Source organism: Microvirga sp. M2 (assembly GCF_047497095.1).
Classification (GTDB): domain Bacteria; phylum Pseudomonadota; class Alphaproteobacteria; order Rhizobiales; family Beijerinckiaceae; genus Microvirga.
The window spans coordinates 406,696-430,068 of the sequence record NZ_CP134063.1 but is presented as its reverse complement, the minus strand read 5'-3'; the positions used below and the strand labels follow the sequence as shown (position 1 = coordinate 430,068).

The window sequence follows — 23,373 nt, the reverse complement described above, 5'->3', positions numbered from 1 at the left end:
GAAGGCCAGGATCGGCCCTAAGGCGAAGAGTCGCACGAATGCCGGGCCGGGACTGGATATCGCCCTCGCTTTATCCAACAAACTCAATCGCTTCGGGATCTATGCAATTGCGGAAGGCTGCACTAAGATCAACTAGGCTATAAAGCCCCGGGTCTTCGTAGGGTTGCAGTCGGCTTTTGCACCTGTGTGCAAGAATGATAGAACCCTCTGATTCCCGGTCCGGCCTTCGTCGGTGCCAGGAATCATTCCGGCGCGGCGGATGCCGATCCTGCGGCCCTTGCGTGAAAGAGAGAGTAGACACGTGACCGAAAGCCTGACGAGCGACGGTGATCTGAACGGCCTGCGCATCCTCGTGGTGGAAGACGAGGCGGCGATCTCCCTGCTGCTGGAGGACATGCTGCTCGATTTCGGCTGCGAAGTGATCGGTCCGGCCGCGCGCCTTTCCGCGGCCCTCGACGCGGTCGCCCGGGAGCAGGTGGATCTCGCCATTCTCGACGTGAACGTGGCAGGCGAGCCGATCTATCCCGTGGCCGAGGCCCTGGCCCAGCGCTCGATCCCCTTCGTCTTCTCGACGGGATACGGCAGCGCGGGCATCCGCGACTCCTTCCGCGACCGCCCCGTCCTGCAAAAGCCCTTCGCTCAGAACGACCTGAAGCAGAAGCTGATCATGGCCCGGGGCAAAGGCGCTTCTTAAAAGCCTTCTCCCGGCCCGGAAGGTCCGGCCGTTCCCGAGCATCGGACGTGAAAAGCGGGAACCGGTTTTGCGTGAAAGATGTTCAGAAACATCAACTTACAGCATCTGATCGGTTCGATTTCACGTCCGATGCCGTAAGGAGCGCGCCATGTGCCTTTCGACACAGACGACGATTTCTGATTCGGCTTTGATCCTGCCGCTTTCCTGCTAAGCTCGAACGGCAACCGATCAGACACGTCATCACATCACCATCATGGCCGGATCTCCGCTCAAACTCCTTGCCGCGGCAAGCACTCTGGCGCTGTGCCTGGCCGAGGCCCACGCGCAAGTTCCCGTTCCCAGGCCCCTTCCCGTCGCAGGCTCGATCGTGGCGGCCAAGGGCGGGGAGGAGATGCGCTTCGTCCGCGAGGATCTCTGGCGGACGGCGCTCATCCGGCAGGATGTCATCGGCGGCGACGTGCTGCGCACCAACGCCATCGGCAATCTGGCGATCCTGTTCGCCGACCGGACCCAGATCCGCGTCGGCCGCAACTCCACCCTGACGGTGAACGACATCGCCGGCAGCGCCGGCGGCACGACCACGCTTGGCCTCGAGACCGGCCAGATCTGGGCCCGCGCGGCGCGCGGCGGGTCGGGCGTCGAGGTGAAGACCCCGGCCGCGGTGGCGGCCATTCGCGGCACCGACTGGTCGCTCTCCGTCGAAGGCGGGCGCACCTCCCTGATGGTGCTGGAAGGCGTCGTGGAGCTGCGCAACGCCCAGGGCTCCGTCACCGTGAGCCAGGGCGAGGGCGCGGTGGCGTCGATCGGGCAGGCCCCGACGAAATTCGTGCTCACGAATTCCGAAGACCGGGAGCAGATGCTCTTCTACCTGAGCCTGCGCGACACCTTCGCGTCGATGCCCGTGTCTCCGCTGACCGGCTCGGCCCTGAAAGCGGAGCGCGCGCGGGCCGCAGCCGTCGCGCCCGAGCGGCGCAGCGCGGAAGATTGGCTGAGCCTTGCCGAGGCCGCCCTCCTCCTCGACGGGCGCCCAGCGGCCGCGCAGGCCCTCGCGCAGGCGCGCGCCAAGGGCCTGAGCGCCGCCCAGCGCGCCCGCGCGGACCTCGTGGAAGCCACCCTTCTCGGATCGCAGCATCGCTGGTCCGAAGCGGCCGCCGCCTTTGCGAAAGCCGAGCGCGGCGTCGACGCCGGACGCCGCGTGATCGCGTCCTACGGCCGCTACATCGCGCAATCGCTCGCCGATCCGAAGAAGGTCTATCCGGAACCGAAAGGGCTTCGCGACGATCCGCTCTCCGCGCTGGCCCATGCCTATGTGGTGGCCTTCCGCGAGGACCTGAACGCCGCCGCCGGGGTGCTCGAGGCCGCCGAAAAGCGCTTTCCCAAGGATACGCGCATCGCCGTCATGGCCGCCCAGGTCTCCTACGCCCTGAACAGGCGCGAGGCGATGCGCGCCTCCATCGCCCGCGCCAAGGCGCTCGATCCCGACGATCCGGACGTGATCGCCGCCGACAGCAACATCCGCGGCGATATCGACGGCGAGGTCCATGCGGCCGTCGCGGCCTTGCGCGAGGCGGCCGCGATCGCGCCCGGCAACGCCAATATCTGGAACAGCCTCGGGCTCTTCGAATCCGACCGCGACCGGCCCCTGGCCGCGGAAGAGGCCTTTCGCCGCGCCATCGCGGAAGATCCGGAAAGCCCCGTCTCCTACGCCAATCTGGCTTTCGTGCTCCTCGACCAGAACCGCGTCGAGGAGGCGGGCGCCCTGATCGACAAGGCGCTCTCCCTCGATCCCGGCTTCCACGTCGCCTCCATCGCGCGGGGGCGCTATCTCCTGCAGAAGGGCGAGACCGACAAGGCGATCGAGGCGATTCTCGCCGGCTCCGCGGCCAATCCGGCCTGGTCCCAGGGTCTGCTCGTGGCCGCGGCCGCCTATTACCAGAACGGCGACGAAGAGCTCGCCCAGCAAGCCCTCGACAACGCGGACCGTCTCGATCCCAACGATCCCGTGGTGTCGAGCGCGCGCACGGCGATCGCCATCGATCAGTACCAGGCGGACGAGGCCGTGCTCGCGGCGCGCGAGACGCTGCGCCGCTACCGCCAGCGCGGCGGCGATTTCGCCGGCCTCGCCGTCAACAAGGACGGCGGGTCCTATCCGGCCCAGGCCTACCGCTTCCTGAACCTGAACGAATGGTCGCGCTTCTACGGCGACCGCGTGTTCGACCCGTTCGAGGCTTCGAGCTATTTCGACCAGGCCGCGGTCGACCGGCCGCGCCTGTTCACCGAGCGGCCCGACGTCTCCACCATCGAGACGGGCGTGGGCGCGGACCTCACGTCCCTCAACCTGACGATCCAGGGCCTGTTCTTCGATCCCCTCGCGGTCTCCGGCCGCATCGGACGGATCGACCTGATCCGCCGCCCCTTCCTCGATGTCGAGATCGGCGGCGGCCTTCTCTCCCATGGCGGCAAGATCGGCTGGGAAACGAACGCGAATGTCCAGGGCTACGCGAACGAGCCGCTCCCCACCTCCTTCGCTTTGACGGCCGGACGGGCGCAGACGGATGCGCGCGCGGCCATCGACCGGCAGGAGATCGCCAACGGCTCCGTCTTCGTGGGCTCGGCCCCGACCGCGGCCGACCGCTTCGTGCTGTTCGGCGTGGCTTCCGATCTCGAACCCGGTGTTGCGGCGATCGGCACCGACGCGCGTGTCTTCACGGGCACGCAGAATACGACTGCCGTGGTCGGCGGCGCCGGATGGAGCCACAGCTTCAGCGACAGGAACGTGCTGACGGCCGCCGTCTTCGGCCAGCGCGGTTTCGACAACCGCTATTCGAGCATGGCGAGCGCGGAACTGCCCGGCATCGTCATCGGCGGCACCCAATGGCAGCGCCTGCGGATCGAAGGCGCCGTCGCCGCCCTGTCCCACACGGTGGGCTTCGGCGACGTCACGCTCCGCTACGGCATCGAGGCGCAGCGCGGACGCAGTTCGAGCGATGCCGAAGGGATCGCCTATTTCTACGACGCGAATACCGGCGAGATCACATCCGTTCCCATCGACGAGGAGACCGACACCACGTTCAAGGCGAGCCGCCTCTATGCCGATCTGTTCTGGCGTCCCTCGGACTGGTTCGAGGCCCAGGCCGGCATTCAGCGCACGGCGCTGGACACCGGCTTTAGCGACGACAGCATGGTGTCTCCGCGCGTGGGCATCGGCATCTCGCCCTTCGAGGGCCATTGGCTGCGGGCGGCCTATCGCAGCGACGGCCTGATGCCCCTCGCCTACACGCTCTCGCCGATCACGACCGTGGGCCTCGTGCCCTACGGACTTCCGATCGACTCGTCGGGGAAAGTCGAGACCCTCGCCCTGCGCTGGGACGCGGAATGGTCTCCTTATCTCTTCACGGCCCTCGAATATCAGCGGCAGGATGCCGAGAATCTCGGCATCGGCGTGCCGAACACCTTCGACACCATCGCGGTCGACAAGGCGCGCATCGAGCGGCTGGCGGCGACGGCCAATCTCTGGCTCACGCACGGCTTCGGGGTGTTCGGCACCGTCGGCACGCAATCGACGGAGATACGCTCGGGCCTGGGGCGCGGCAACGACGTGCCGCTGGCGGCCGGCACCTTCGCGCGCGCGGGCGTCACCTTCGTCCATCCGAGCCGGCTCAAGCTTACGGTAGCGGCCACCTATGTGGGAGATTTCACGGGCGACCTCGCGGGCAGCCGTCTCGACGATTACTGGACGGCGGACGCCGCCCTGACATGGGAAACGCCGGACCGCCGGCTTCTCGTGGGGCTGAGCGTCCTCAACCTGTTCGATGAGGCATTCGAGGTGGCGCGGGACATTCCCGGGCCGGGACGCACCATCGCGGCCAGCCTGAAGGCCCGGTTCTGACGGTGAGCGCCCCCGCCTCGGCAAGGTCCGCCCTGCGCAGGCACGACGGGGAGCCGCTCTGGCGGCACTTCGTCATGGCGGGCCTCATCGCGGCGCTCCTGGCGCCGCTCGTCTTCTTCCCGCCCTTCGCCCTCATCGAGGCAAGGCTCTTCGATCTTCTCTCGATCATCGCCCCGCCCCGCCCGTTCCCCTCCGGCGTGGAGGTGGTGGCCATCGACGAGCCGTCCTTCGCCGAGATCAGGCAGCGCTGGCCGTGGTCGCGGGAGCTGCATGCCCGGCTCGTCGAACGCCTGCGCGCGGCGGGCGCCAAGGTCGTCGGCATCGACATCATCTTCGCCGAACCCTCGACGGAGGAGGCCGACCGGGCGCTCGCTTCCGCGCTCGGGCCGGACGTGGTGCTGGCCGCCGACGACGTGCTGACCAAGCTCGATCACGGCATCCAGACGACGCGCGTCAATCCCATCGATCCGTTCCTCGATGCGGACGCCGCTGCCGGCGTCGCATCCGTCGATCCCGATCCGGACGTCTATCTTCGCCGCATGCCCACGCAGCCCGACAGCTTCGCGGCCGAGATCCTGCGCCTTGCCGGAGAGCCGGCGGCGCCTGCCCCCGCCGGAGCCCTCATCCAGTATTTCGGCCCCGCCCGCACCTATCCGACCGTATCCTATTACCAGGCGCTCGATCCGGAGGAGTTTCTCCAGCCCGGACGCTTCAAGGACAAGATCGTCCTCGTGGGACTGAGCCTCAAGGCGGCGACCTCCGTGAATGCCGGCGCCCCGGACACCTTCCCCACGCCCTTCACGGTGACGACCGGCGAGCTCACGGCCGGCGTGGAGGTGCAGGCGACCATTCTCGACAACCTGCGCCACGATCTCTTCGTCGTCCCCGTGCCGCGCATCGCGGTCCTGGGCCTTCTCCTGGCGGCCGCTCTCGTCGCGGCGGCCCTGTCGGCCCGCGGCGTGACCTGGCGCACCGGATTGGCCGCTCTGTCCGTGGTGGCGCTGGTCTTTGCAGGCGCATGGCTCGCCTTGCGGTTCGGGCGCGTGTGGATGCCGCCAGCTCTTCCCGCCGCCGCATCGCTCGCGGTCTTCGGCGCGCGCTTCGGGCTCGACTACGCCCGCGAGCGGCAGCTTCGCCACGCCGTGTCGGAAGCCTTCTCGCGCTATCTCTCGCCCGAACTCGTCGCGCAGCTCGCGCGCGACCCGGGCGCGCTCAAGCTCGGCGGCGAGCGCCGCAATCTCTCGATCCTGTTCTGCGACGTGCGCGGATTCACCACCCTGTCGGAGAAGCTGAAAGACCAGCCGGAGCGCCTGACGGGCCTCATCAACCGATTGCTCGATCCGCTCTCGGAAGCGGTGCTCGCGGAGGGCGGCACCATCGACAAATACATGGGCGACTGCGTCATGGCCTTCTGGAACGCGCCTCTGCCGAGCCATGACCATCCGCTGCGCGCGGTCCGCGCGGCCATGCGCATGATGGACGCCGTCACGATGCTGAACGCCGCCTTGCGGCAGGAGGAGGGAGAGCATGCGCCGCAATTCGCCGTCGGCGTCGGCATCAACACGGGCGACTGCGTGGTCGGCAACGTGGGCTCGCGCTGGCGCTACGATTATTCGGTGCTCGGCGATACGGTGAACCTCGCCTCGCGCCTCGAAAGCCTGTCGAAGGAATACGCCGTCTCCCTGATCCTCGGCCCCGCGACGGCCGAAGCCGTGCAGGACGATTACGTGCTGATCGAGCTCGACCGCATCGCGGTGCGCGGGCGCGCGACGGAATCGGCCATCTTCACCGTCGTGGCGCCAGCCTCGCGGCGGCACGATCCGGCCATCTCGGAACTCACGCGGCTCCATGCCCAGGCCCTCGCGGGTCTCCGCCAGGAGCGTGGCGACGAAGCGCTCGGTCTGATCGTGCGCTGCCAGACGCTGGCTCCTTCGCTCGCGGGCTATTACCGCACGCTCATGCGGAAAATCGGCCGGACACCGCGATGACCCGGCCGCTTCTGCAAGCGATTTGCAAGTAAATTGAAAGGCTTGCGCTTGGAACCTCGATCACTATAAGGGCGGCTTCGCCGTCCCGCTGCTCCATCTGTGACGTCTGCCATGAATCGCGTTCAAAAGCTTGCCGTCGGCAGCATCTTCATCGGAGCGCTGGTCTTCGCGCTCAAATACGTGGCCTATCATCTGACGGGCAGCATCGCGCTCTACTCGGATGCGCTGGAGAGCGTCATCAACGTGGTGACGGCGATCGCGGCCTTCATGGCCGTTCGCATGAGCGCGGCGCCCGCCGACGCCAATCACCCTTACGGCCACCACAAGGTGGAGTATTTCTCCGCCGTTCTCGAGGGCGTGCTGATCATCGTGGCGGCGCTGATGATTCTGCGCGAGGCCTATTTCGGCTTTCTCTCGCCCAAGATGCTCGAATCGCCCGGCCTGGGTTTTGCCGCCAACGCGCTCGCGAGCGTCATCAACGGCATCTGGGCGTCGATCCTGATCCGCCAGGGCCGCCGCCTGCGCTCGCCTGCGCTCACCGCCGACGGACGCCACCTCATGACGGACGTGTACACCTCCGCGGGCGTTCTCGCGGGCCTCGTCTTCGTGCCCGTGACCGGATGGGCCTGGCTCGACCCGGTTCTCGCGGCCTTCGTGGCGGTCAATATCCTCTGGTCCGGCTGGGGTCTCATCAAGGAGAGCGTCGGCGGGCTCATGGACGAAGCGCTGCCCGAGGCGACCCTCGCGCGCGTCAAGGACATCATCGCCAGCAATGCGGAGGGCGCCATCGAGGCGCATGACCTGCGCACGCGGCATGCGGGCCGGATGACCTTCATCGATTTTCATCTCGTCGTACCCGGCTCCATGAGCGTGACGGACGCCCACGACATCTGCGACAGCCTGGAGCGTGCGCTGAAGGACGAGGTCAAGGATGCGCTGATCACGATTCACGTGGAGCCCGACAACAAGGCGAAGCACGCGGGCATCGTTGTTCTCTAATTCATCGCCTGAAACGTGAACCGGGACATGGACCCGGTTTCCCGCATGATGCGCCGACGCGTCTGCGTGGCGGGGTGCGGCAAAATGTGCGCCCGCGCGGCGGACGAATTTCTGCGAAATGCCCAAGCAAGCTTCCCTCACTAAGTCCCCACCGACTTGCAAATGCGCGCCGTCGTGATGCCGGCGCCGAAATGGGGATGGGGATGTCTCAGGACACTTTGACCGCACGCTCGAAATGGGTGCGTGCCTTTACCGGCGTTGCCGGCCGCTTCTATGCCGGGATCGCCTTCGGTATCCTGGCTCTCGCGGCTCTGTCGATCTATGGCTCGATGACGATCTCGACGATCCTGATGGAGCGCAAGAAGGACGAGCTGAAGCATCTGACCGAAGCCGCTCTGACGATCATGGCGGATTACGGCAAACGCGCCGACCAGGGCGAGCTGCCGGCCGAGGAAGCCAGAAAGCGCGCGTTCGACACCATTCGCGCCCTTCGCTATTCGGGCTCCGAATATTTCATGGTCTACGACTACGACCACTTCCTGCGGGTTCACCCGATCAATCCTCAAACCGAAGGCCTGGACCGGTCGGAGCTGCGCGACTCCACCGGATCGCAATACGTCAAGACAATGATCGCCGGGGCGCGGGCCGGCGGCGGCTATACCGCCTATTTCTATCCGAAGCCGGGACAGACCGAGCCGTCTCCGAAGCTGACCTACGCGGCGGCTTTCGAGAAATGGCGTCTCGTGGTGGCGACCGGGGTCTATATCGACGACCTCGAGGCCGTGGCGGCGTCCTACCGCAACCAGTTCCTCGCCTTCGTCGTGATGGCGGCCGTGATTCTGATCGTCATCGCGTTCGGCCTGGGGCGCAGCATTTCCCGTCCGATCCAGAAACTCGTCGCCAACATGCGCAGCCTTGCCGGCGGCGATCTGGCCGTGACGGTCGAAGGCACGACCCGCCGCGACGAAATCGGCGTGATGGCGAAGGCCGTCGAGGTCTTCAAGGAGAATGCGGTGGAGGCGCGTCGTCTTGCGGCCGCGCAGGAGGCGGAGACCCAGGCCAAGATGCGCCGGGCCGAGGTGCTCGAGGCGCTCACGCAGCGTTTCGAGAGCAAGGTCTCGGCCCTGACGCAAGGGCTGTCCTCGGCCGCCACCGAGATGGAGGCCACGGCCCAGTCGATGAGCGCGGTGGCCGGCCAGGCCAGCCAGCAGACGATGACCGTGTCCTCGGCCGCCCAGCAGACCTCGGCCAATGTGCAGACGGTGGCGGCCGCGACCGAGGAGCTGTCGATCTCGATCCGCGAGATCGCCGCCCAGGTCGGCCAGTCCTCGCAGGTGGCCGAGCGCGCCGTGCAGGGCACCGAGCGCACCAACGCCACCGTGCAGGCGCTCGCGGCTTCCGCCGAGCGCATCGGCGACGTGATCCAGCTGATCAGCACCATCGCGGGCCAGACCAACCTGCTGGCGCTCAACGCCACCATCGAGGCGGCGCGCGCGGGCGAGGCCGGCAGGGGCTTTGCGGTGGTGGCGACCGAGGTCAAGGAGCTCGCCTCGCAGACCGCCAAGGCGCGATGCCCGAGGAGATTTCGGCCCAGATCGGCTCGGTGCAGCAGGCGACGCAGGAGACGGTGACGGCGATCCGGGAGATCGCGCGCACGATTGCCGAGATGAGCCAGATCTCGACCTCGATCGCGGCCGCCATGGAGGAGCAGGGCGCCGCCACCGCCGAGATCGCCCGCAACGTCCAGGAGGCGGCGCGCGGCACGGAAGCGGTCACCGGCAGCATCGCGGATGTGCAGAACGGGGCAGGCGAGACCGGGGCAGCGGCGAATCAGGTGTTGGGCGCCGCCCAGGAACTGGCGCGCCATTCCAGCGATCTCGGCCACGAGGTCGCGAGCTTCCTCTCCGGCGTCAAGGCCGCCTGAGGCTCGCGCATCGAACCCAAAAGTGGGCACCGGTTTTTCGCCGGAACGATGCTCCAGGGCGTGACAGGAGCCCTCCCCTGACGGCGATCACGAATCGCTTCTAAAGCCCGGCAATACCGGGCTTTTTTCTTTTCCGCCACGCTGAAACAAGTTGGCCCGGCGGGCCATTTTAACAATGACAGGCCCACTCCCGCGCGCCGAGAACGAGCCTGTCGCGAGCAGCGGATCGGCCGATCGCCCGTGCGGGTTCCCGAATCGGCGGCCGACCGCAGGCATGACAGGACGGGCACCCGCCCCGGTCCGGACGAGATGGAGGCTGAGATCGAAACACCGCCTGGGCTGATGGCGTCCTCCACCGTGCCGGATTGAGCATGGCGGAGAGCTCCCAGCTTTACAATCGACACCTTATAGAACCGGTTTAGCCGGATCGAGCATCCCTGATGCATGACCTTCGGGACTAACCTTTGCAAGGTCACCCCTGCGGGCCCTCCGCCCTCCCTGGCGAGAGGGCCCGTTTCGCCTGCGGAGCCGCCGGCACGGACCTCGGGAAGCCACAGCGTCGGAAAAAGCAAAAGGCCGCCCGAAGGCGGCCTTTTTGGAAATTGGAGCGGGCGAAGGGATTCGAACCCTCGACCCCAACCTTGGCAAGGTTGTGCTCTACCCCTGAGCTACACCCGCACGCTCCGTTTCGATCAGATTGGTGGAGCCGAGCGGGATCGAACCGCTGACCTCGTGAATGCCATTCACGCGCTCTCCCAACTGAGCTACGACCCCAGTCTGATCGGCGGCACGGTGGAAACCCGCGCCCCTCTCCCCATCGCTTACCGGCAACCTGCCCTTAAGGCAACCCCCTTTCCAACCTCTTGAAATTCAAGAGGAAGAATGGTGCCGCAAGAGGGATTCGAACCCCCGACCCCCTCATTACGAATGAGGTGCTCTACCAGCTGAGCTATTGCGGCGTGCCGATCATGCGATCGAAGAGGGCGTCCTCATACCCTCTCGCCTGTCGCTTGGCAAGGGCAGGCGAGAACTGATTTCGCCTACCAGAGGGAAAAAGCGCTGCGACGGGCCGACGCCGGCTCTTCGGGCTTGGGCACATCCGGCGGCGTCGCGGGAAAAACCACCGCTTCCGCCCGCGGGGAAGGCGTGTCCTCCTTGGCGGGCTCCGGCCAGGCCGCCTCGACCGTCTCCACGGCCGCGACGGGCTCCGCCGGCGCCGATGCGGGCTCGGCAACCGAGGAAGCGGCTGCGGCCGTTTGCAGCTCCTCCCGGACCGGGGTCATCGGCAGTGCCCTGGGCTCGTCGTCGAGATCCGCCGTGACGTCGTCGCTCATGGTGATTTCCGGCGCGATCAGCACATCCGGCGGGGCCTGCCAGACGAAAGCGTCGAGGCGGCCGGTCACCGGAGAGATCGGGGCCCAGTGATCGGACACGACCCCGTCCGCGATCCAGGCTGGGTCGCGCGGCGCACGGGTGGCGCGGGCCAGCCATTCGCGCCCCCTGCCGGTGGAGCCGTGCTCCGCCTGCTCGAGATCGGACATCAGCAGGCAGACCCGCATGGACGGCCGGTCCGCGAGCAGCGGTTCGAGCGCGTCCCGGGCGCGGTCGAACTCGCGCGATTCGAGCGCCGAGCGGGCCACCGCCAGACGTCCCTCCGGCGCGCCGCCCGAGAGCTTGAACAGGGTTTCGGCGCGCTTGAGCCGGTCCAAACCCGAATCGCCCGGGCGCAGGTTGAGATAGACCTCGGCGAGATCCGGATGCGGCTGGCTGCGCCACGCCGTCTCGACGATCTTGGCGGCCCGGCGCAGATCGCCCCGGCGCGCCAGGAGCTTTCCGGCGAGCGCGGCGGCGGGCACGAGATCGGGTGCGAGCCTGACCGCGTCCTGGGCGCTCCGCAGCGCGCCCTCGGGATCGGGCTCGGCCCGGTCGAGAGCATCGGCCGTCAGAAGCACCGCCCGGTGACGCTTGGCGGTCGCCTTGTCGAGAAGGCCGAGAGACGTCCGCCGCTCGATGGCGTCGAGCGCTCCGCGCCAGTCGCCCTCGGCGCAGCGCGCCTCCAGGACCGCATCGCTCGCCCAGGCGGCCGCCGGAGCCAGGCGCACGGCCTCCGAGGCGAATTCCCGCGCAGCGTCGGCGTCACCCCGGCGGCGGGCCTCCACGAAGAGGCCGCGCAGGCCCAGCACCCGCGTCTCATCCTCGTCCATCATCTGCTTGAAGGCGGCCTCCGCCGCCTCCCGGTTGCCCGAGACCTGGGCGGCCTGGGCCTTGAGGAGAAGCGTCAGAGGCTCGTGACCGAGGAGCCGCTCGGCCTCGTTGGCATAGCGGCGGGCCGCGATGGTATCGCCCGCGCCCACGGCCACCATGCCCCGCGAGACCGCCTGATAGCCCCGGGAGCGGCGGCGCGCCCGCGACGCGAAGGTCAGGCGCGACGGCAGCCGCAGGATCGTGCTCACCGCCGCCCAGAGCAGGGCCAAAGCCAATGCCAGTCCCGCGAGGGCGATGGCCGCCACCGCGACGGACATCTGCACTTCGTAGCCCCCGAAGGTGATCAGAACCGTTCCGGGCCTGTCGGCCAGCCAGACCGCCCCGAAGGCCGCGACGCAGAGAAGACCGATGAAAAGTAGAGCACGCCACATTCTGGGCTGTTCCTTTTATTGCGTCGAACGGTTGAGGGCCGCGAGGGCTTCCCCGGAGAGATCGCGGGAGGCCTGCCGGGCCTCCGCCACGGCCTGGACCTGCCGTCCCCACGCCTCCGAGATCCTCCGCGCGGGCTCGGGCAGGGAGGACCAGGCGGTTGCCGCCTCCGCCACGTCGCCGGAGGCCAGGGCCTGCCGGATCCGCGCCGCCGCGGCCTCGGCGCCGGTCCCGTTGGGTTCGTTCACGGGCCGCACGGTGACCACCTTGTCCAGCATGCGCAGCACCCGGTCGGACCATTCGCCCGAGGCCGCCCGCTCGTCCCGCAGGATCTGGGCTTCCAGAGGCTCGAAGCTCGCGCGCAGGGCGGCGGCGGTCGGCGCGCCCTTCTCGGCGAAGGGCTCCAGGGCCTGCAGCCGCCCGGCATCGGCGCCGTTCTTGCGCAAGGCGTCCAGCACCTCCGCATAGGGCGTGCCGTTGCGCAGCGCATCGCTCAGGCGCTCGGTGAGAACGACCCGCGTGCTGGTCTGGCCCGCCGCCTCGGCGCTCTTGCCGCTCTCGGCGACCTGCTGGGAAAGGGCCGCGAGGCGCTGATCCTGCTCGCCCAGGCGGCGGTTCAGATCCTGCACGGCGTTCGAGGCCCCGGCGGCGCTCTGCGCCCCGGCGCGCACTTCGCCCTCGAGCGTCCGGACCGTATTTTCCACGGTCTCGAGACGGTCGGACTTCTCCAGGGCGCCGAGTCGGTTGGAGAGATCGGCGAGGCGGCCGGAGAGGTCGGTCAGCGCCGCATCGTTCTGGGGCGGCGGCGCGGCAGGCTCCGGCAGAGGCCGGTTGAGCGCCTCCTCGGCCTGCGCGGCGGCGCGGTTCGCGGCGTCCTGGATCTCCTGAAGGCGCTGATCGAGGGGAGCGCGGGCCTCCTCGAGCGCCTTCAGGCGCTCTTCGATCGGCGACAGGTCCACGTTCTGCGGACCCGGCTGCTGCGGGGCAGGCCGGGCCTGGCTCAAGGCACTCACCCGCTGCTCCAGCTGCGCGACGCGCGGATCCTCCGGGGCCGGCGAAGTCTGCTGCCACTGCCCGAGACCATAGACGAGGCCGGCGCCGATCAGGCCGCCCAGGAGGCCGGACCCGATCAGGGCGGCGGCCGAACCGCGGCGCTCCGGGGCGGGCGCCGGAGCCGGGCCGGAAGAGGCGCTCTCCGGCTCGTCCGGCGGGGGCGGCGGCCCCTCATCGGCGCCCGCGCCCGACGCGAGGGTGTCGGCGGCAGGGCCCGAATCGGGCACCGCCTCCCCCGGAGCCGGGCTGGCCTCGGCCGGTGCCTCGGCCGGTACCTCGGCCCTGGGCATGATCGTTTCCTCGGGCTTCACGGCATCCCAGGCCTTGTCGCTGTCCTTGTCCGGCTGAACGCCTTCGTCGACCACCGTCGCCTTCAGGTCGATGGTCGCCGGCTCGCGGGCAGGTTTCCTGCGGGAGGTCTTGGGAGCTTTGGGATCGGATGAATCGGTCACAGGTCACTCTTGGAGGGGCAATTCGGACACGTCGGATTCAGACTGGAACGCAATTGAGGCAAGCTTGAGCGCACCCTTCGGTTCCCCGGAGGCGCCGGCGCATCAGGGACAGGGGATGGATTTCTTGGACAAGGTCCTCTCCTTCGGCAAAGATCCCGGAGCATCGGACGCGAAAAAGCGGCGTCAGATGCCCCGTCTCTCGATCAGCGCATCGTAAGCGAAGCGGTGACGAAGGTCACGAAGGGCTCCGCACCAGTTCGAGGAGCGCATCCTCGTGGGGCCAGCTTGCCATGCGGGTGGCCGCGCCGATGGCCTTGAGAGGGGCCGAGACATCTTCGGACAGGCAGAGATGGAGGCAGCCGAGGATGGCGGATCGAAGCCCCGCCTTCTCCGCCTGCCGTACGAAAAGATCCGCGCTCCGACGGGAATAATGGAGCACGGCCTCGATTTTGCCAGTGCGAAGAGCCTCCAGGGCCGCCTCGGGCCATGCCGCCAGGGCTTCGGCCTCGTAGACCTCCCAGGACAGCATCGTGAATCCGGCGGCGCTCAAGGAAGCCGCCGGCTCCTCCTTGTGATGGCGCGCCGTGACGTGAAGCAAGGTCCGGGGAGGCTGGAGCGTCTCCCGGATCAGCCGGGACAGGGACACGGCGTCGCCCTCGGCCGTGGCGACGGCGGTAAATCCCGCTTCCAGCAGCGCGTCGGTAGTCCGCTCGCCCACGGAGAAGACGGGAACGGCCTTGTCAGGATAGGCGGCGAGGCCCTCCACCGCATGGGCGCTGGTGACGATGAGGGCGTCATGGGGATCCGCAGGCGCGGGATCGCCGGTCAGCACGACGCGGAGCACGGGCGCGATCACCACCTCGTGACCCAGGGCCGCGAGCTTCTTTTCCGTGCGCTCCGCATCCTCGTGGGCGCGTGTGAGGAGGATCCGCATCAGGTTGCCAGGAATCCGGCCGGCATACGGGTGCGAAGCTCGGTTCCGACCTCGCGTCCGAGCATCACGGCGTCGTCCGGCGAGCCGCGCCGGACCGCCTCGAGGGTTTCCGAGCCGTCCGGGCGCAGGACGAGCCCGCGGATCTCCAGTTCGCCTCCCACCATGCGGGCATGGCCGGCGATCGGCGTGCGGCAGGAGCCGTCGAGAATGGTCAGGAAGGCCCGTTCGGCCGCGAGCGCATGGGCGGTGGCGGCATCGAGAATCGGCTGCAGGCTCTCGCGCACCCGGGAATCCTCGGCACGGATCGCGATCGCGATGGCCCCCTGCCCCACGGCGGGCAGGAAATCGTCGGTGTCGAGCATGGCGGTCACGTGATCGGTCAGCCCGAGACGGCGCAGGCCCGCCATGGCCAGCAGGGTGGCGTCCACCTCGCCGCGCTCCAGCTTGGACAGCCGCGTCTGGACGTTGCCGCGCAGCAGCGTGACCTTCAGGTCGGGCCGCAGGCGGCGGACCTGCGCCTGGCGGCGAAGGGACGCGGAGCCGACGACGGCGCCGGGGGGCAGCGCGGCGAGGCTCTTGTAGCGGTGGCTGATGAAGGCGTCGCGCACGTCCTCCCGCGGCAGGAAGCCCGCGATCACGATGCCCTCCGGCAGGGTGGTCGGCAGGTCCTTGGCGGAGTGGACGGCCAGATCGATGGCGCCTTCGAGCAGCGCGATGTCGAGTTCCTTGGTGAAGAGCCCCTTGCCGCCGGCTTCCGAGAGGGGACGGTCCTGAATCGCATCGCCCGTGGTCTTGATGATCGACAGAGGGAGGTTTTCGATCGCCCAGCCGTGGGCGGCCACCAGCCTGTCTTGCGTCTCGTGGGCCTGCGCGAGCGCCAGAGGGCTGCCGCGCGTGCCGATGACCAGGGTCGGTGAAGAGGTCATTCCCGCTGCTTACTCCTGCTTGAGGACAACATCCGCGTTTGATCTTGTGCGGCGGGGCGGACTATAGGGTGAGGACAGCCGGGCCGAAAGCCCGAAAGATCACTTAGAGCCAACGGTACCGACAGACCATGCGCATCCTCGGCATCGAAACCACCTGCGACGAAACCGCGGCCGCCGTGGTGGGCGTCGGCTTCGACGGGCGCGGCGAGATCCTCTCCAGCGAGGTCCTGAGCCAGATCGCCGAGCACGCGGCCTATGGCGGCGTGGTGCCGGAGATCGCGGCCCGCGCCCATGTGGAGGTGCTCGACCGCCTGATCGCCCGCGCCCTCAAGGCGGCGGGCTGCACGATCAAGCAGATCGACGGCATCGCGGTGGCCGCGGGCCCCGGCCTCATCGGCGGCGTGCTCGTGGGCCTCACCACCGCGAAGGCCATCGCGCTCGTGACCCGCAAGCCCCTGATGGCCGTGAACCATCTCGAAGCCCACGCGCTCACGGCGCGGCTCACGGACGGGATCGGCTTTCCCTACCTGCTTCTGCTCGCCTCCGGCGGCCATACGCAGCTCGTGGCCGTGAAGGGCGTGGGCGATTACGTGCGCATCGGCACCACCATCGACGACGCCATCGGCGAGGCCTTCGACAAGGTGGCGAAGATGCTGGGTCTGGCCTATCCCGGCGGCCCCCATGTGGAGCGCGAGGCCGCGAAGGGGAATCCCGAGCGCTTTGCCCTGCCCCGGCCCATGCAGGGACGGGCGGAGCCGAACTTTTCCCTGTCGGGCCTCAAGACCGCCGTGCGGATCGAGGCCGAGAAGATCGCCCCCCTCACCCAGACCGACATCGCCGATCTCTGCGCGAGCTTCCAGGCCGCCATCGTCGACGTGGTCGTGGACCGCACCCGCGTGGGCCTGCGCCGGTTCCGCGAGATCGCGGGCGCCCCGAAGGCGCTCGTGGTGGCGGGCGGCGTGGCCGCGAACCAGGCCATGCGCCAGGCCCTCCAGCGCCTGGCCGTCGAGACCGGCCTCAAGCTCGTCGCGCCGCCCTTGGCGCTGTGCGGCGACAACGCCGCCATGATCGCCTGGGCGGGCCTGGAGCGCATGCGGCTCGGCCTCATCGACGACATCGACGCCCCCGCGCGCGCGCGCTGGCCCCTCGACACCAGCGGCCAGGCCGTGGGAGCCAAGGCCTGATGCCCGGGGCGACGGGTCCCATCGGCATCGCCGGAGCCGGGGCCTGGGGAACGGCGCTCGCCAATGCCGCCGCCATCGCCGGGAACGACGTGATTCTCTGGATGCGCTCCGAGGAGCAGGCGTCGGCGCTCGCCGGAACCCGCGCGAACGAGCGCTTCCTCCCCGGCGCTCGCCTGCTCGACCGCATCGCGCCGACCGCCGACCTGAGCCTCCTCGCGGCGAGCCACGCGGTCCTTCTCGTCACGCCCGCGCAGACGACGCGGGAGATGGCGGGCGCGCTCGCCGACATTCTCCCGCGCGAGACGCCCCTCGTGCTCTGCGCGAAGGGCATCGAGCGCACCACCGGGGCCTTCCTGTGCGACGTGGTGGAGGAGGTCCGCCCCGGCGCTCCGGTCGCCGTGCTGTCGGGCCCGAGCTTCGCGCACGACGTCGTGCGCGGCCTGCCCACCGCCGTGACGCTGGCCTGCCGCGACGGAGCCCTGGCGGAGGAACTCGCCACCGCCCTCTCCGGCCCGACCCTTCGCGTCTATCACGGCACGGACGTGCGCGGCGTGGAGATCGGCGGCGCCGCCAAGAACGTGCTCGCCATCGCGTGCGGCGCGGTGACCGGGCGCGGCCTCGGCGAGAGCGCGAAGGCGGCGCTCATCGCGCGCGGTTTCGCCGAGCTCCTGCGCTTCGCCCGCGCCTATGGCGGGGAGGCCGGGACCCTGATGGGCCTGTCGGGCCTCGGCGACCTCGTGCTCACCTGCTCGTCCGCGCAATCCCGCAACTTCTCCTTCGGCCTCCGGCTCGGCCAGGGCATGGGCGTGCAGGCCGCCTCGGGCGGCAAGCTCGTGGAGGGCGCCACGACGGCCGGCGCCCTCGTGGCGCTGGCGCGCGAAAAGGGCGTCGACATGCCGATCGCCGAAGCCGTCGAGCAGATCCTCTCGGGCGCATGGACCCTCGACGAGGCGGTCGATGCGCTCATGAACCGTCCCATCAAGTCCGAACATTGAGCAAGTCCGAGCATTGAGATTGAGCAAGAAGAACATGGCCAAATGGCTCTACAAGTCCGAACCCTCCGTCTGGTCCTGGGACCACCAGGTCGCGCAAGGCGACAAGGGCACTCACTGGAACGGCGTGCGCAATCACGTCGCCAAGCAGAACCTGATGGCGATGAAACGGGGCGAGCAGGGCTTCTTCTACCATTCCAACGAGGGCAAGGCGGTCGTCGGCATCGTGGAGGTGATCAAGGAATACTATCCCGACCACACCGACGAAACGGGCAGGTTCGGCATGGTGGACGTGAAAGCCGTCAAAGCCTTTCCGCGGCCGGTGACCCTCGATGAGATCAAGAAGCATCCCGGCCTCGAGAAGATGATCCTGGTCAACAATTCCCGCCTCTCGGTCCAGCCGGTCACGGACGAGGAATGGTCCATCGTCTGCCGGATGGGCGGGCTTTAGGAAGCTTCCCCTCATCCACGTCTTTGTGGATGGGTACCCCTCAAGACGTGGATGGCCGGATCAAGTCCGGCCATGACGGGGCGGCCAGACATCTCGTGCCGCCCCCAAAAGCGGCAACGACCAAAGTCCGATCCTTGTCCCGCTTGCTCAGCCCCACTCTCTTTCCTTAAACCTAGACCTAAATACCCCCCTCATGAGGTGTCTGGGAGAAGCGCCATGGAAGAAAAGATCTACGACGTCCCGTCCGAATGGACCCACCGCGCCTATCTGGATGATGCGGGCTATCGCGCGAAATACGAGGCTTCGGTGAAGAATCCGGAGGCCTTCTGGGCCGAGGAAGCCAAGCGGATCCACTGGTTCAAGGAACCGACCCGGATCAAGAACACCCATTTCGGCCCCGGCAACGTCTCGATCCGCTGGTTCGAGGACGGCATCACCAACGTGGCCTATAACTGCGTCGACCGGCACCTGCACACCCGCGGCGATCAGGTCGCGATCATCTGGGAAGGCGACGATCCTTCCGAATCCAAGAAGATCACCTACCGCCAGCTTCACGCCGAAGTCTGCCGCATGGCCAACATCATGCGCAACCGCGGCGTCGGCAAAGGCGACCGCGTCACGATCTACATGCCGATGATCCCGGAAGCGGCCTATGCGATGCTGGCCTGCGCGCGTCTCGGCGCCATCCATTCCGTCGTGTTCGGCGGCTTCTCGCCGGATTCGCTCGCAAGCCGCATCCAGGACGCCAAGTCCGCCTTCATCGTCACGGCCGACGAGGGCCTGCGCGGCGGGCGTAAAGTCCCCCTGAAGGTGAACGTGGACGCCGCCATCGAGCGCGTCGGACCGGGCGTGGTCGATCACGTGCTCGTCGTTCGCCGTACCGGTGGAGCCGTCAACATGCTGCCCGGCCGCGACGTCTATTACGACGAGGCCGCGAAGATGGTCTCGGACGATTGCCCCTACGAGGAGATGCACGCGGAGGATCCGCTGTTCATCCTCTACACCTCGGGGAGCACGGGCACCCCCAAGGGCGTGCTGCACACCACCGCCGGCTATCTCGTCTTCGCGTCGATGACCCATCAATACGTGTTCGACTATCATGACGGCGACATCTACTGGTGCACCGCCGACGTGGGCTGGGTGACGGGCCATTCCTACATTCTCTACGGGCCGCTGGCGAACGGCGCGACGACGCTCATGTTCGAAGGCGTGCCCACCTATCCGTCGATCTCCCGCTTCTGGGATGTCATCGACAAGCACCGCGTGAATATCTTTTACACCGCGCCGACCGCGATCCGCTCCCTCATGCAGGCGGGCGAAGAGCCGGTGAAGAAGACCTCCCGCAAGTCGCTGTGCCTCCTGGGCTCCGTGGGCGAGCCGATCAATCCGGAGGCCTGGGAGTGGTATCACCGCGTGGTCGGCGACGGCCGCTGCCCCATCGTGGACACCTGGTGGCAGACCGAGACCGGCGGCATCCTGATCACGCCGCTGCCGGGCGCGACGAAGCTCAAGCCCGGCTCCGCCACGCGGCCCTTCTTCGGCGTGAAGCCGGAAGTGGTGGACGCGGACGGCAAGGTCCTGGAGGGCCCGGCCGAGGGCAATCTCGTGATCGCTGATTCCTGGCCCGGACAGATGCGCACGGTCTACGGCGATCATGAGCGCTTCGTGCAGACCTATTTCTCCACCTATCCGGGCAAGTACTTCACGGGCGACGGGTGCCGCCGCGACCAGGACGGCTATTACTGGATCACCGGCCGCGTCGACGACGTGATCAACGTCTCCGGCCACCGCATGGGCACGGCGGAGGTGGAATCCGCCCTCGTCGCCCACCCGAAGGTCTCGGAGGCCGCCGTCGTGGGCTATCCGCACGACATCAAGGGCCAGGGCATCTACGCCTATGTGACGCTCATGGCGGGCATCGAGCCCTCGGAAGATCTGCGCAAGGAGCTTGTGGCCTGGGTGCGCAAGGAGATCGGCCCCATCGCGTCGCCGGACCTGATCCAGTTCGCGCCGGGACTGCCCAAGACCCGCTCCGGCAAGATCATGCGCCGGATCCTGCGCAAGATCGCCGAGGACGAGTTCGGCTCTCTCGGCGATACGTCGACGCTGGCCGACCCCGCCGTGGTCGACGATCTCATCACCAACCGCCAGAACAAGCGCACGCAGGCGGCGTGACCGTTCATCCCTTCCCCGTCATGCACGGCACGAGGCCGGGCATGACGGGGTGGCGCGTCATCCGAAACACCTGCAGGACACGAACTCCCATGACCCTTCCGACCTCGGCCGAGCGGAATCTCTCCTCCGGCACGGGCCGCCTGCCGGAAGGCGGCTTCAATGCGCTCGTGCCCGAACTCGACGTCACCGATATCGAGGCGAGCCTGCGCTTCTGGTGCGAGCTTCTCGGCTTCGCGGTCGCCTATGACCGGCCGCAGGCGAAATTCGCCTATCTCCAGCGCGAGGGCGCACAGGTGATGCTGTGCCAGATCAACCGCCACTGGGAGGTGGGCGCCCTCGAGCGTCCCTTCGGGCGCGGCATCAATTTCCAGATCGCGGCCCGCGACATCGATCCGGTCGTGAACGCCTTGAGGGAAGCCGGCTGGCCTCTGTACCGGGAGCCGTACGAGGCCTGGTATCGCCTAGGCGACGATGTGGAGAGCGGCGCGCGCGAATTCCTGGTCCAGGACCCGGACGGCTATCTCATCCGCTTCGCGCAGAATATCGGCCGAAAGATGCTGACCGAATAGCTGGAACCGCAGCCGTTTCCTTCGCGTCTCATCCCCATGCTGTCGAAGCTGGAGGGTTTTGAGACATGTCTGAACGGATCGCCATTGCGCTCGCCGCCCTGCTCCTGACCGCCTCGGGCGCATCCGCCCGCGAGGTCGTGCCGTTCCGGGAGAGTGTCTCGCCCGGCACCATCGTGATCAGGACGGGCGAGCGACAGCTCTATTATGTGCGCGGCGACGGGACGGCCCTGCGCTACCGCGTCGCCGTCGGCAAGCCCGGCAAGCAATGGTTCGGAGAGGCGCGGGTCGACGGAAAATACGTGCGGCCCGCCTGGGCGCCGCCGAGTGAAGTCAAACGCGACAACCCCCGCCTGCCCGACGTGATTCCGGGCGGCGCGCCCAACAATCCCATGGGTGCGCGGGCGCTCACCCTCAATCTCGGCGAATACGCCATCCACGGCACCAACCGGCCGAGCTCCATCGGCACTTACGCGTCCTACGGCTGCATCCGCCTGCTCAACCAGGACATCATCGATCTTTACGATCAGGTGAGCGTGGGAACACGGGTCGTGGTCACGCCCTGAAGCATCGGACGAGACGCCAGATCCGCATCCGATGCTTCAGGCATAAAGATCCGCCCGCGACGGCGGCAGGCCCGAGGGCCCGCGCGTGCGCTTGGACACGAGGGTCTGGTTCACGCCCACGGCCGCGCGCTCGAAGGCCAGGGAGCAGCCGGCGAGATAGAGAAGCCACATGCGGGTCTTCTCCCGGCCCACCATGGCCTCGGCCTGCTTCTGCCGGGCGCTCAAGGACTCCCACCACAGGCGCGTGGTGCGCTGGTAATGCTCGCGCCAGCCCTCCACGTCGTGCACCTCGAAGCCGAAGCGCTCCAGGTTGGCGACCGACATGCCGAGATGATCGAGCTCGCCGCCGGGAAAGATATAGCGCGTGAGCGCCTTGTATTCGGGCTTGAGCTTGCGGAAGGCCCTGTCGCTCTTCTTGGCGCGCCGCGCGATGCTGTGGTGCAGATAGAGACCGCGCGGCCTGAGCAGCCGATGCACCGAGCGGAAGTAAGTGGGGTGGTTCCTGATGCCCACATGCTCGAACATGCCGATGGAGGAGATCTTGTCGAACTCGCCCTCCATCTGGGTGAAATCCTTCACCAGAACCTCGACGCGGTCCTGCAGCCCGAGGCGCGCGGCCTTCTCGCGGGCGAGTTTCGCCTGCTCCTCGGCGAGCGTCACGCCCGTGGCCTTGACGCCGTAATGCTGCGCCGCATGGCAGATCAGGGCGCCCCAGCCGCAGCCGATGTCGAGGAGGCGGTCGCCGGGCTTGAGCCGCAGCTTGCGGCAGATCATGTCGAGCTTGTCGGTCTGAGCGCGGGCGAGGTCGTCGTGCCAGTCCGGCTGAAAATAGGCGCAGGTATAGACCATCTCCGGATCGAGGAAGAGGCCGTAGAAGTCATTCGACACGTCGTAGTGATAGGCGACGTTCTTCTTGTTGGTCTGGGGCTTTCCTTCCCGCGCGTCGGGATCCTCCTGAACCTCGTTCAGGGGGCGCGGCATGTCGGCGGGCGCGCGCAGGAAATGATAGGCGACCCTCAGGGCCTTGAGCTTGCCCACGCGTCCGAGGCGCCGGCCCGCCTTCTGCGGGCGCTGGGCGGCGAGGTCGAAGATGGTGCCGTTCTTGAGGTCGAGCAGTCCCGACACATAGGCGTTGAGGGCCGTGTCCAGGTTCGGGCGCCGGACGAGGCTCGCGACCACGTTCTCGTGCCGGATGACGAGGCGCATGGCGTAGGACGGCAGGTCGGCGGGAACCGGGGATCCGTCCCACAGCTCGAAGCCGAACGACAGGTCGAGCGCCCTGTGCGCATCTCCCAGGATATCACGGAACATTTCCAGCCGTGCCGTCTTGCCCGCCTCAGCCATGAGCCCTCCTCGTTTCGGGCACGTTAGCGCATCGTGCGGAAAAGTGGACCCGGTTTTAGCGGGAACGATGTGCTGTTCGACAGTGGGAGCATCATTCTCGTCATGCCCGGCCTCGAGCCGGGCATCCACGTCTTTGACCTGGTGCGGTGCCTGAAGACCTGGATGAGCGTAAACCTAGTGCGGCCATGACGATGAAAGGCGACAGCATCGGGTGTGACATAGAACCCGCATCCGATGCTGTAAGCCTATGGTTTCGAGCGCCTTTTCACGCAAAACCGGTTCCCGCCTTTTACGTCCGAGGCTCTAGAAATCGCTGGCGAGGCCTTTCACCTCCCAGTCGTCATAGCGCACGGGCTCCAGCCCGCCACGGCCCTGATGTTCCTTCTCCCGGGCGATCTCGGCCGCGTGGGCGTCGATCTCGTGGCGCCGCCGGGCGGCCTCTTCGAGGGCTCGCCGGGCCGCGGGCGAGAGGGTTTTTCCGGGCGCGGCGCCTTCCAGGGCGGGACGCGAGGTGTTCTCGGGAGTATCGTTGGTGCTCATGACAAGGCTTTTATCAGGTCCGGACTCGCTGCGGGAGAGGCCGATGGGCGCGGGCACTCTTG

The 23,373-nt window shown here is 67.9% G+C and carries 18 protein-coding genes and 3 tRNA genes; 12 read left to right on the top strand and 9 right to left on the bottom strand.

Features of this window, described 5'->3' with window-relative positions; translation table 11 throughout:
- Positions 1-259 precede the first annotated feature (259 nt).
- The 6 genes from RE429_RS02085 to RE429_RS02060 all read left to right on the top strand — a co-directional run bounded on the left by RE429_RS02085 (position 260) and on the right by RE429_RS02060 (position 9,494).
- Positions 260-694: a response regulator gene (locus tag RE429_RS02085; protein ID WP_414472743.1), complete on the top strand. Its 435-nt coding sequence runs from the start codon at positions 260-262 to the stop codon at positions 692-694.
- Positions 695-947: 253 nt separating this feature from the next.
- Complete coding sequence (locus RE429_RS02080; RefSeq protein ID WP_414472741.1) at positions 948-4,583, top strand: FecR domain-containing protein; 3,636 nt, start codon at positions 948-950, stop codon at positions 4,581-4,583.
- 2 nt (positions 4,584-4,585) lie between these two features.
- Positions 4,586-6,571, top strand: a complete 1,986-nt coding sequence (locus tag RE429_RS02075; RefSeq protein ID WP_414472740.1) for a CHASE2 domain-containing protein — start codon at positions 4,586-4,588, stop codon at positions 6,569-6,571.
- Between the two features lie 111 nt (positions 6,572-6,682).
- On the top strand, positions 6,683-7,570 hold the full coding sequence (locus RE429_RS02070) for a cation diffusion facilitator family transporter (RefSeq protein ID WP_414472739.1): 888 nt from the start codon (positions 6,683-6,685) through the stop codon (positions 7,568-7,570).
- A gap of 203 nt (positions 7,571-7,773) precedes the next feature.
- Positions 7,774-9,201, top strand: coding sequence for a methyl-accepting chemotaxis protein (locus tag RE429_RS02065; RefSeq protein WP_414472738.1), 1,428 nt, complete (start codon positions 7,774-7,776; stop codon positions 9,199-9,201).
- Complete coding sequence (locus RE429_RS02060) at positions 9,141-9,494, top strand: hypothetical protein (RefSeq protein ID WP_414472737.1); 354 nt, start codon at positions 9,141-9,143, stop codon at positions 9,492-9,494. The genes RE429_RS02065 and RE429_RS02060 overlap by 61 nt, the downstream gene beginning before the upstream one ends.
- Positions 9,495-10,097: 603 nt before the next feature.
- Here the strand turns inward: RE429_RS02060 and RE429_RS02055 are convergent.
- From RE429_RS02055 to hemC, 7 genes are all read right to left on the bottom strand, one after another.
- A tRNA-Gly gene (locus RE429_RS02055) sits at positions 10,098-10,172 on the bottom strand.
- Positions 10,173-10,192: 20 nt separating this feature from the next.
- A tRNA-Ala gene (locus tag RE429_RS02050) sits at positions 10,193-10,268 on the bottom strand.
- Between the two features lie 109 nt (positions 10,269-10,377).
- A tRNA-Thr gene (locus tag RE429_RS02045) sits at positions 10,378-10,453 on the bottom strand.
- A gap of 81 nt (positions 10,454-10,534) precedes the next feature.
- Positions 10,535-12,130 (bottom strand): heme biosynthesis HemY N-terminal domain-containing protein, encoded by a 1,596-nt coding sequence (locus RE429_RS02040; protein ID WP_414472736.1) that lies wholly within the window; start codon positions 12,128-12,130, stop codon positions 10,535-10,537.
- 15 nt (positions 12,131-12,145) lie between these two features.
- The gene (locus RE429_RS02035; RefSeq protein ID WP_414472735.1) at positions 12,146-13,633 is read right to left on the bottom strand and encodes a COG4223 family protein; all 1,488 of its coding nucleotides are present in this window, start codon (positions 13,631-13,633) and stop codon (positions 12,146-12,148) included.
- 235 nt (positions 13,634-13,868) lie between these two features.
- Positions 13,869-14,567 carry a uroporphyrinogen-III synthase gene (locus RE429_RS02030; protein WP_414472734.1) on the bottom strand — a complete coding sequence of 233 codons (699 nt, stop codon included), beginning with the start codon at positions 14,565-14,567 and terminating at the stop codon, positions 13,869-13,871.
- Positions 14,567-15,493 (bottom strand): hydroxymethylbilane synthase, encoded by a 927-nt coding sequence (gene hemC, locus RE429_RS02025; RefSeq protein WP_414472733.1) that lies wholly within the window; start codon positions 15,491-15,493, stop codon positions 14,567-14,569. Before hemC ends, RE429_RS02030 begins: the two co-directional genes overlap by 1 nt.
- 128 nt (positions 15,494-15,621) lie before the next feature.
- Here hemC and tsaD point away from each other — a divergent pair, with 128 nt between their 5' ends.
- From tsaD to RE429_RS01995, 6 genes are all read left to right on the top strand, one after another.
- A complete protein-coding gene (gene tsaD, locus RE429_RS02020; RefSeq protein ID WP_414472732.1) occupies positions 15,622-16,677 on the top strand; it encodes a tRNA (adenosine(37)-N6)-threonylcarbamoyltransferase complex transferase subunit TsaD in 1,056 nt (351 codons plus the stop codon).
- On the top strand, positions 16,677-17,672 hold the full coding sequence (locus RE429_RS02015; protein WP_414472731.1) for an NAD(P)H-dependent glycerol-3-phosphate dehydrogenase: 996 nt from the start codon (positions 16,677-16,679) through the stop codon (positions 17,670-17,672). The genes tsaD and RE429_RS02015 overlap by 1 nt, the downstream gene beginning before the upstream one ends.
- 34 nt (positions 17,673-17,706) lie before the next feature.
- Positions 17,707-18,120 (top strand): EVE domain-containing protein, encoded by a 414-nt coding sequence (locus tag RE429_RS02010; RefSeq protein WP_414474283.1) that lies wholly within the window; start codon positions 17,707-17,709, stop codon positions 18,118-18,120.
- Between the two features lie 216 nt (positions 18,121-18,336).
- Positions 18,337-20,295: an acetate--CoA ligase gene (acs, locus tag RE429_RS02005; protein WP_414472730.1), complete on the top strand. Its 1,959-nt coding sequence runs from the start codon at positions 18,337-18,339 to the stop codon at positions 20,293-20,295.
- Positions 20,296-20,384: 89 nt separating this feature from the next.
- Positions 20,385-20,864, top strand: a complete 480-nt coding sequence (locus RE429_RS02000) for a bleomycin resistance protein (protein ID WP_414472729.1) — start codon at positions 20,385-20,387, stop codon at positions 20,862-20,864.
- A gap of 65 nt (positions 20,865-20,929) precedes the next feature.
- Positions 20,930-21,427, top strand: coding sequence for a L,D-transpeptidase (locus tag RE429_RS01995; protein WP_414472728.1), 498 nt, complete (start codon positions 20,930-20,932; stop codon positions 21,425-21,427).
- A 36-nt stretch (positions 21,428-21,463) separates the two neighbouring features.
- On the opposite strand, the gene RE429_RS01990 is transcribed toward RE429_RS01995, so the two are convergent.
- A complete protein-coding gene (locus RE429_RS01990; protein ID WP_414472727.1) occupies positions 21,464-22,771 on the bottom strand; it encodes a class I SAM-dependent methyltransferase in 1,308 nt (435 codons plus the stop codon).
- A gap of 303 nt (positions 22,772-23,074) precedes the next feature.
- Positions 23,075-23,311 carry a DUF1674 domain-containing protein gene (locus tag RE429_RS01985; protein WP_414472726.1) on the bottom strand — a complete coding sequence of 79 codons (237 nt, stop codon included), beginning with the start codon at positions 23,309-23,311 and terminating at the stop codon, positions 23,075-23,077.
- Positions 23,312-23,373 lie beyond the last annotated feature (62 nt).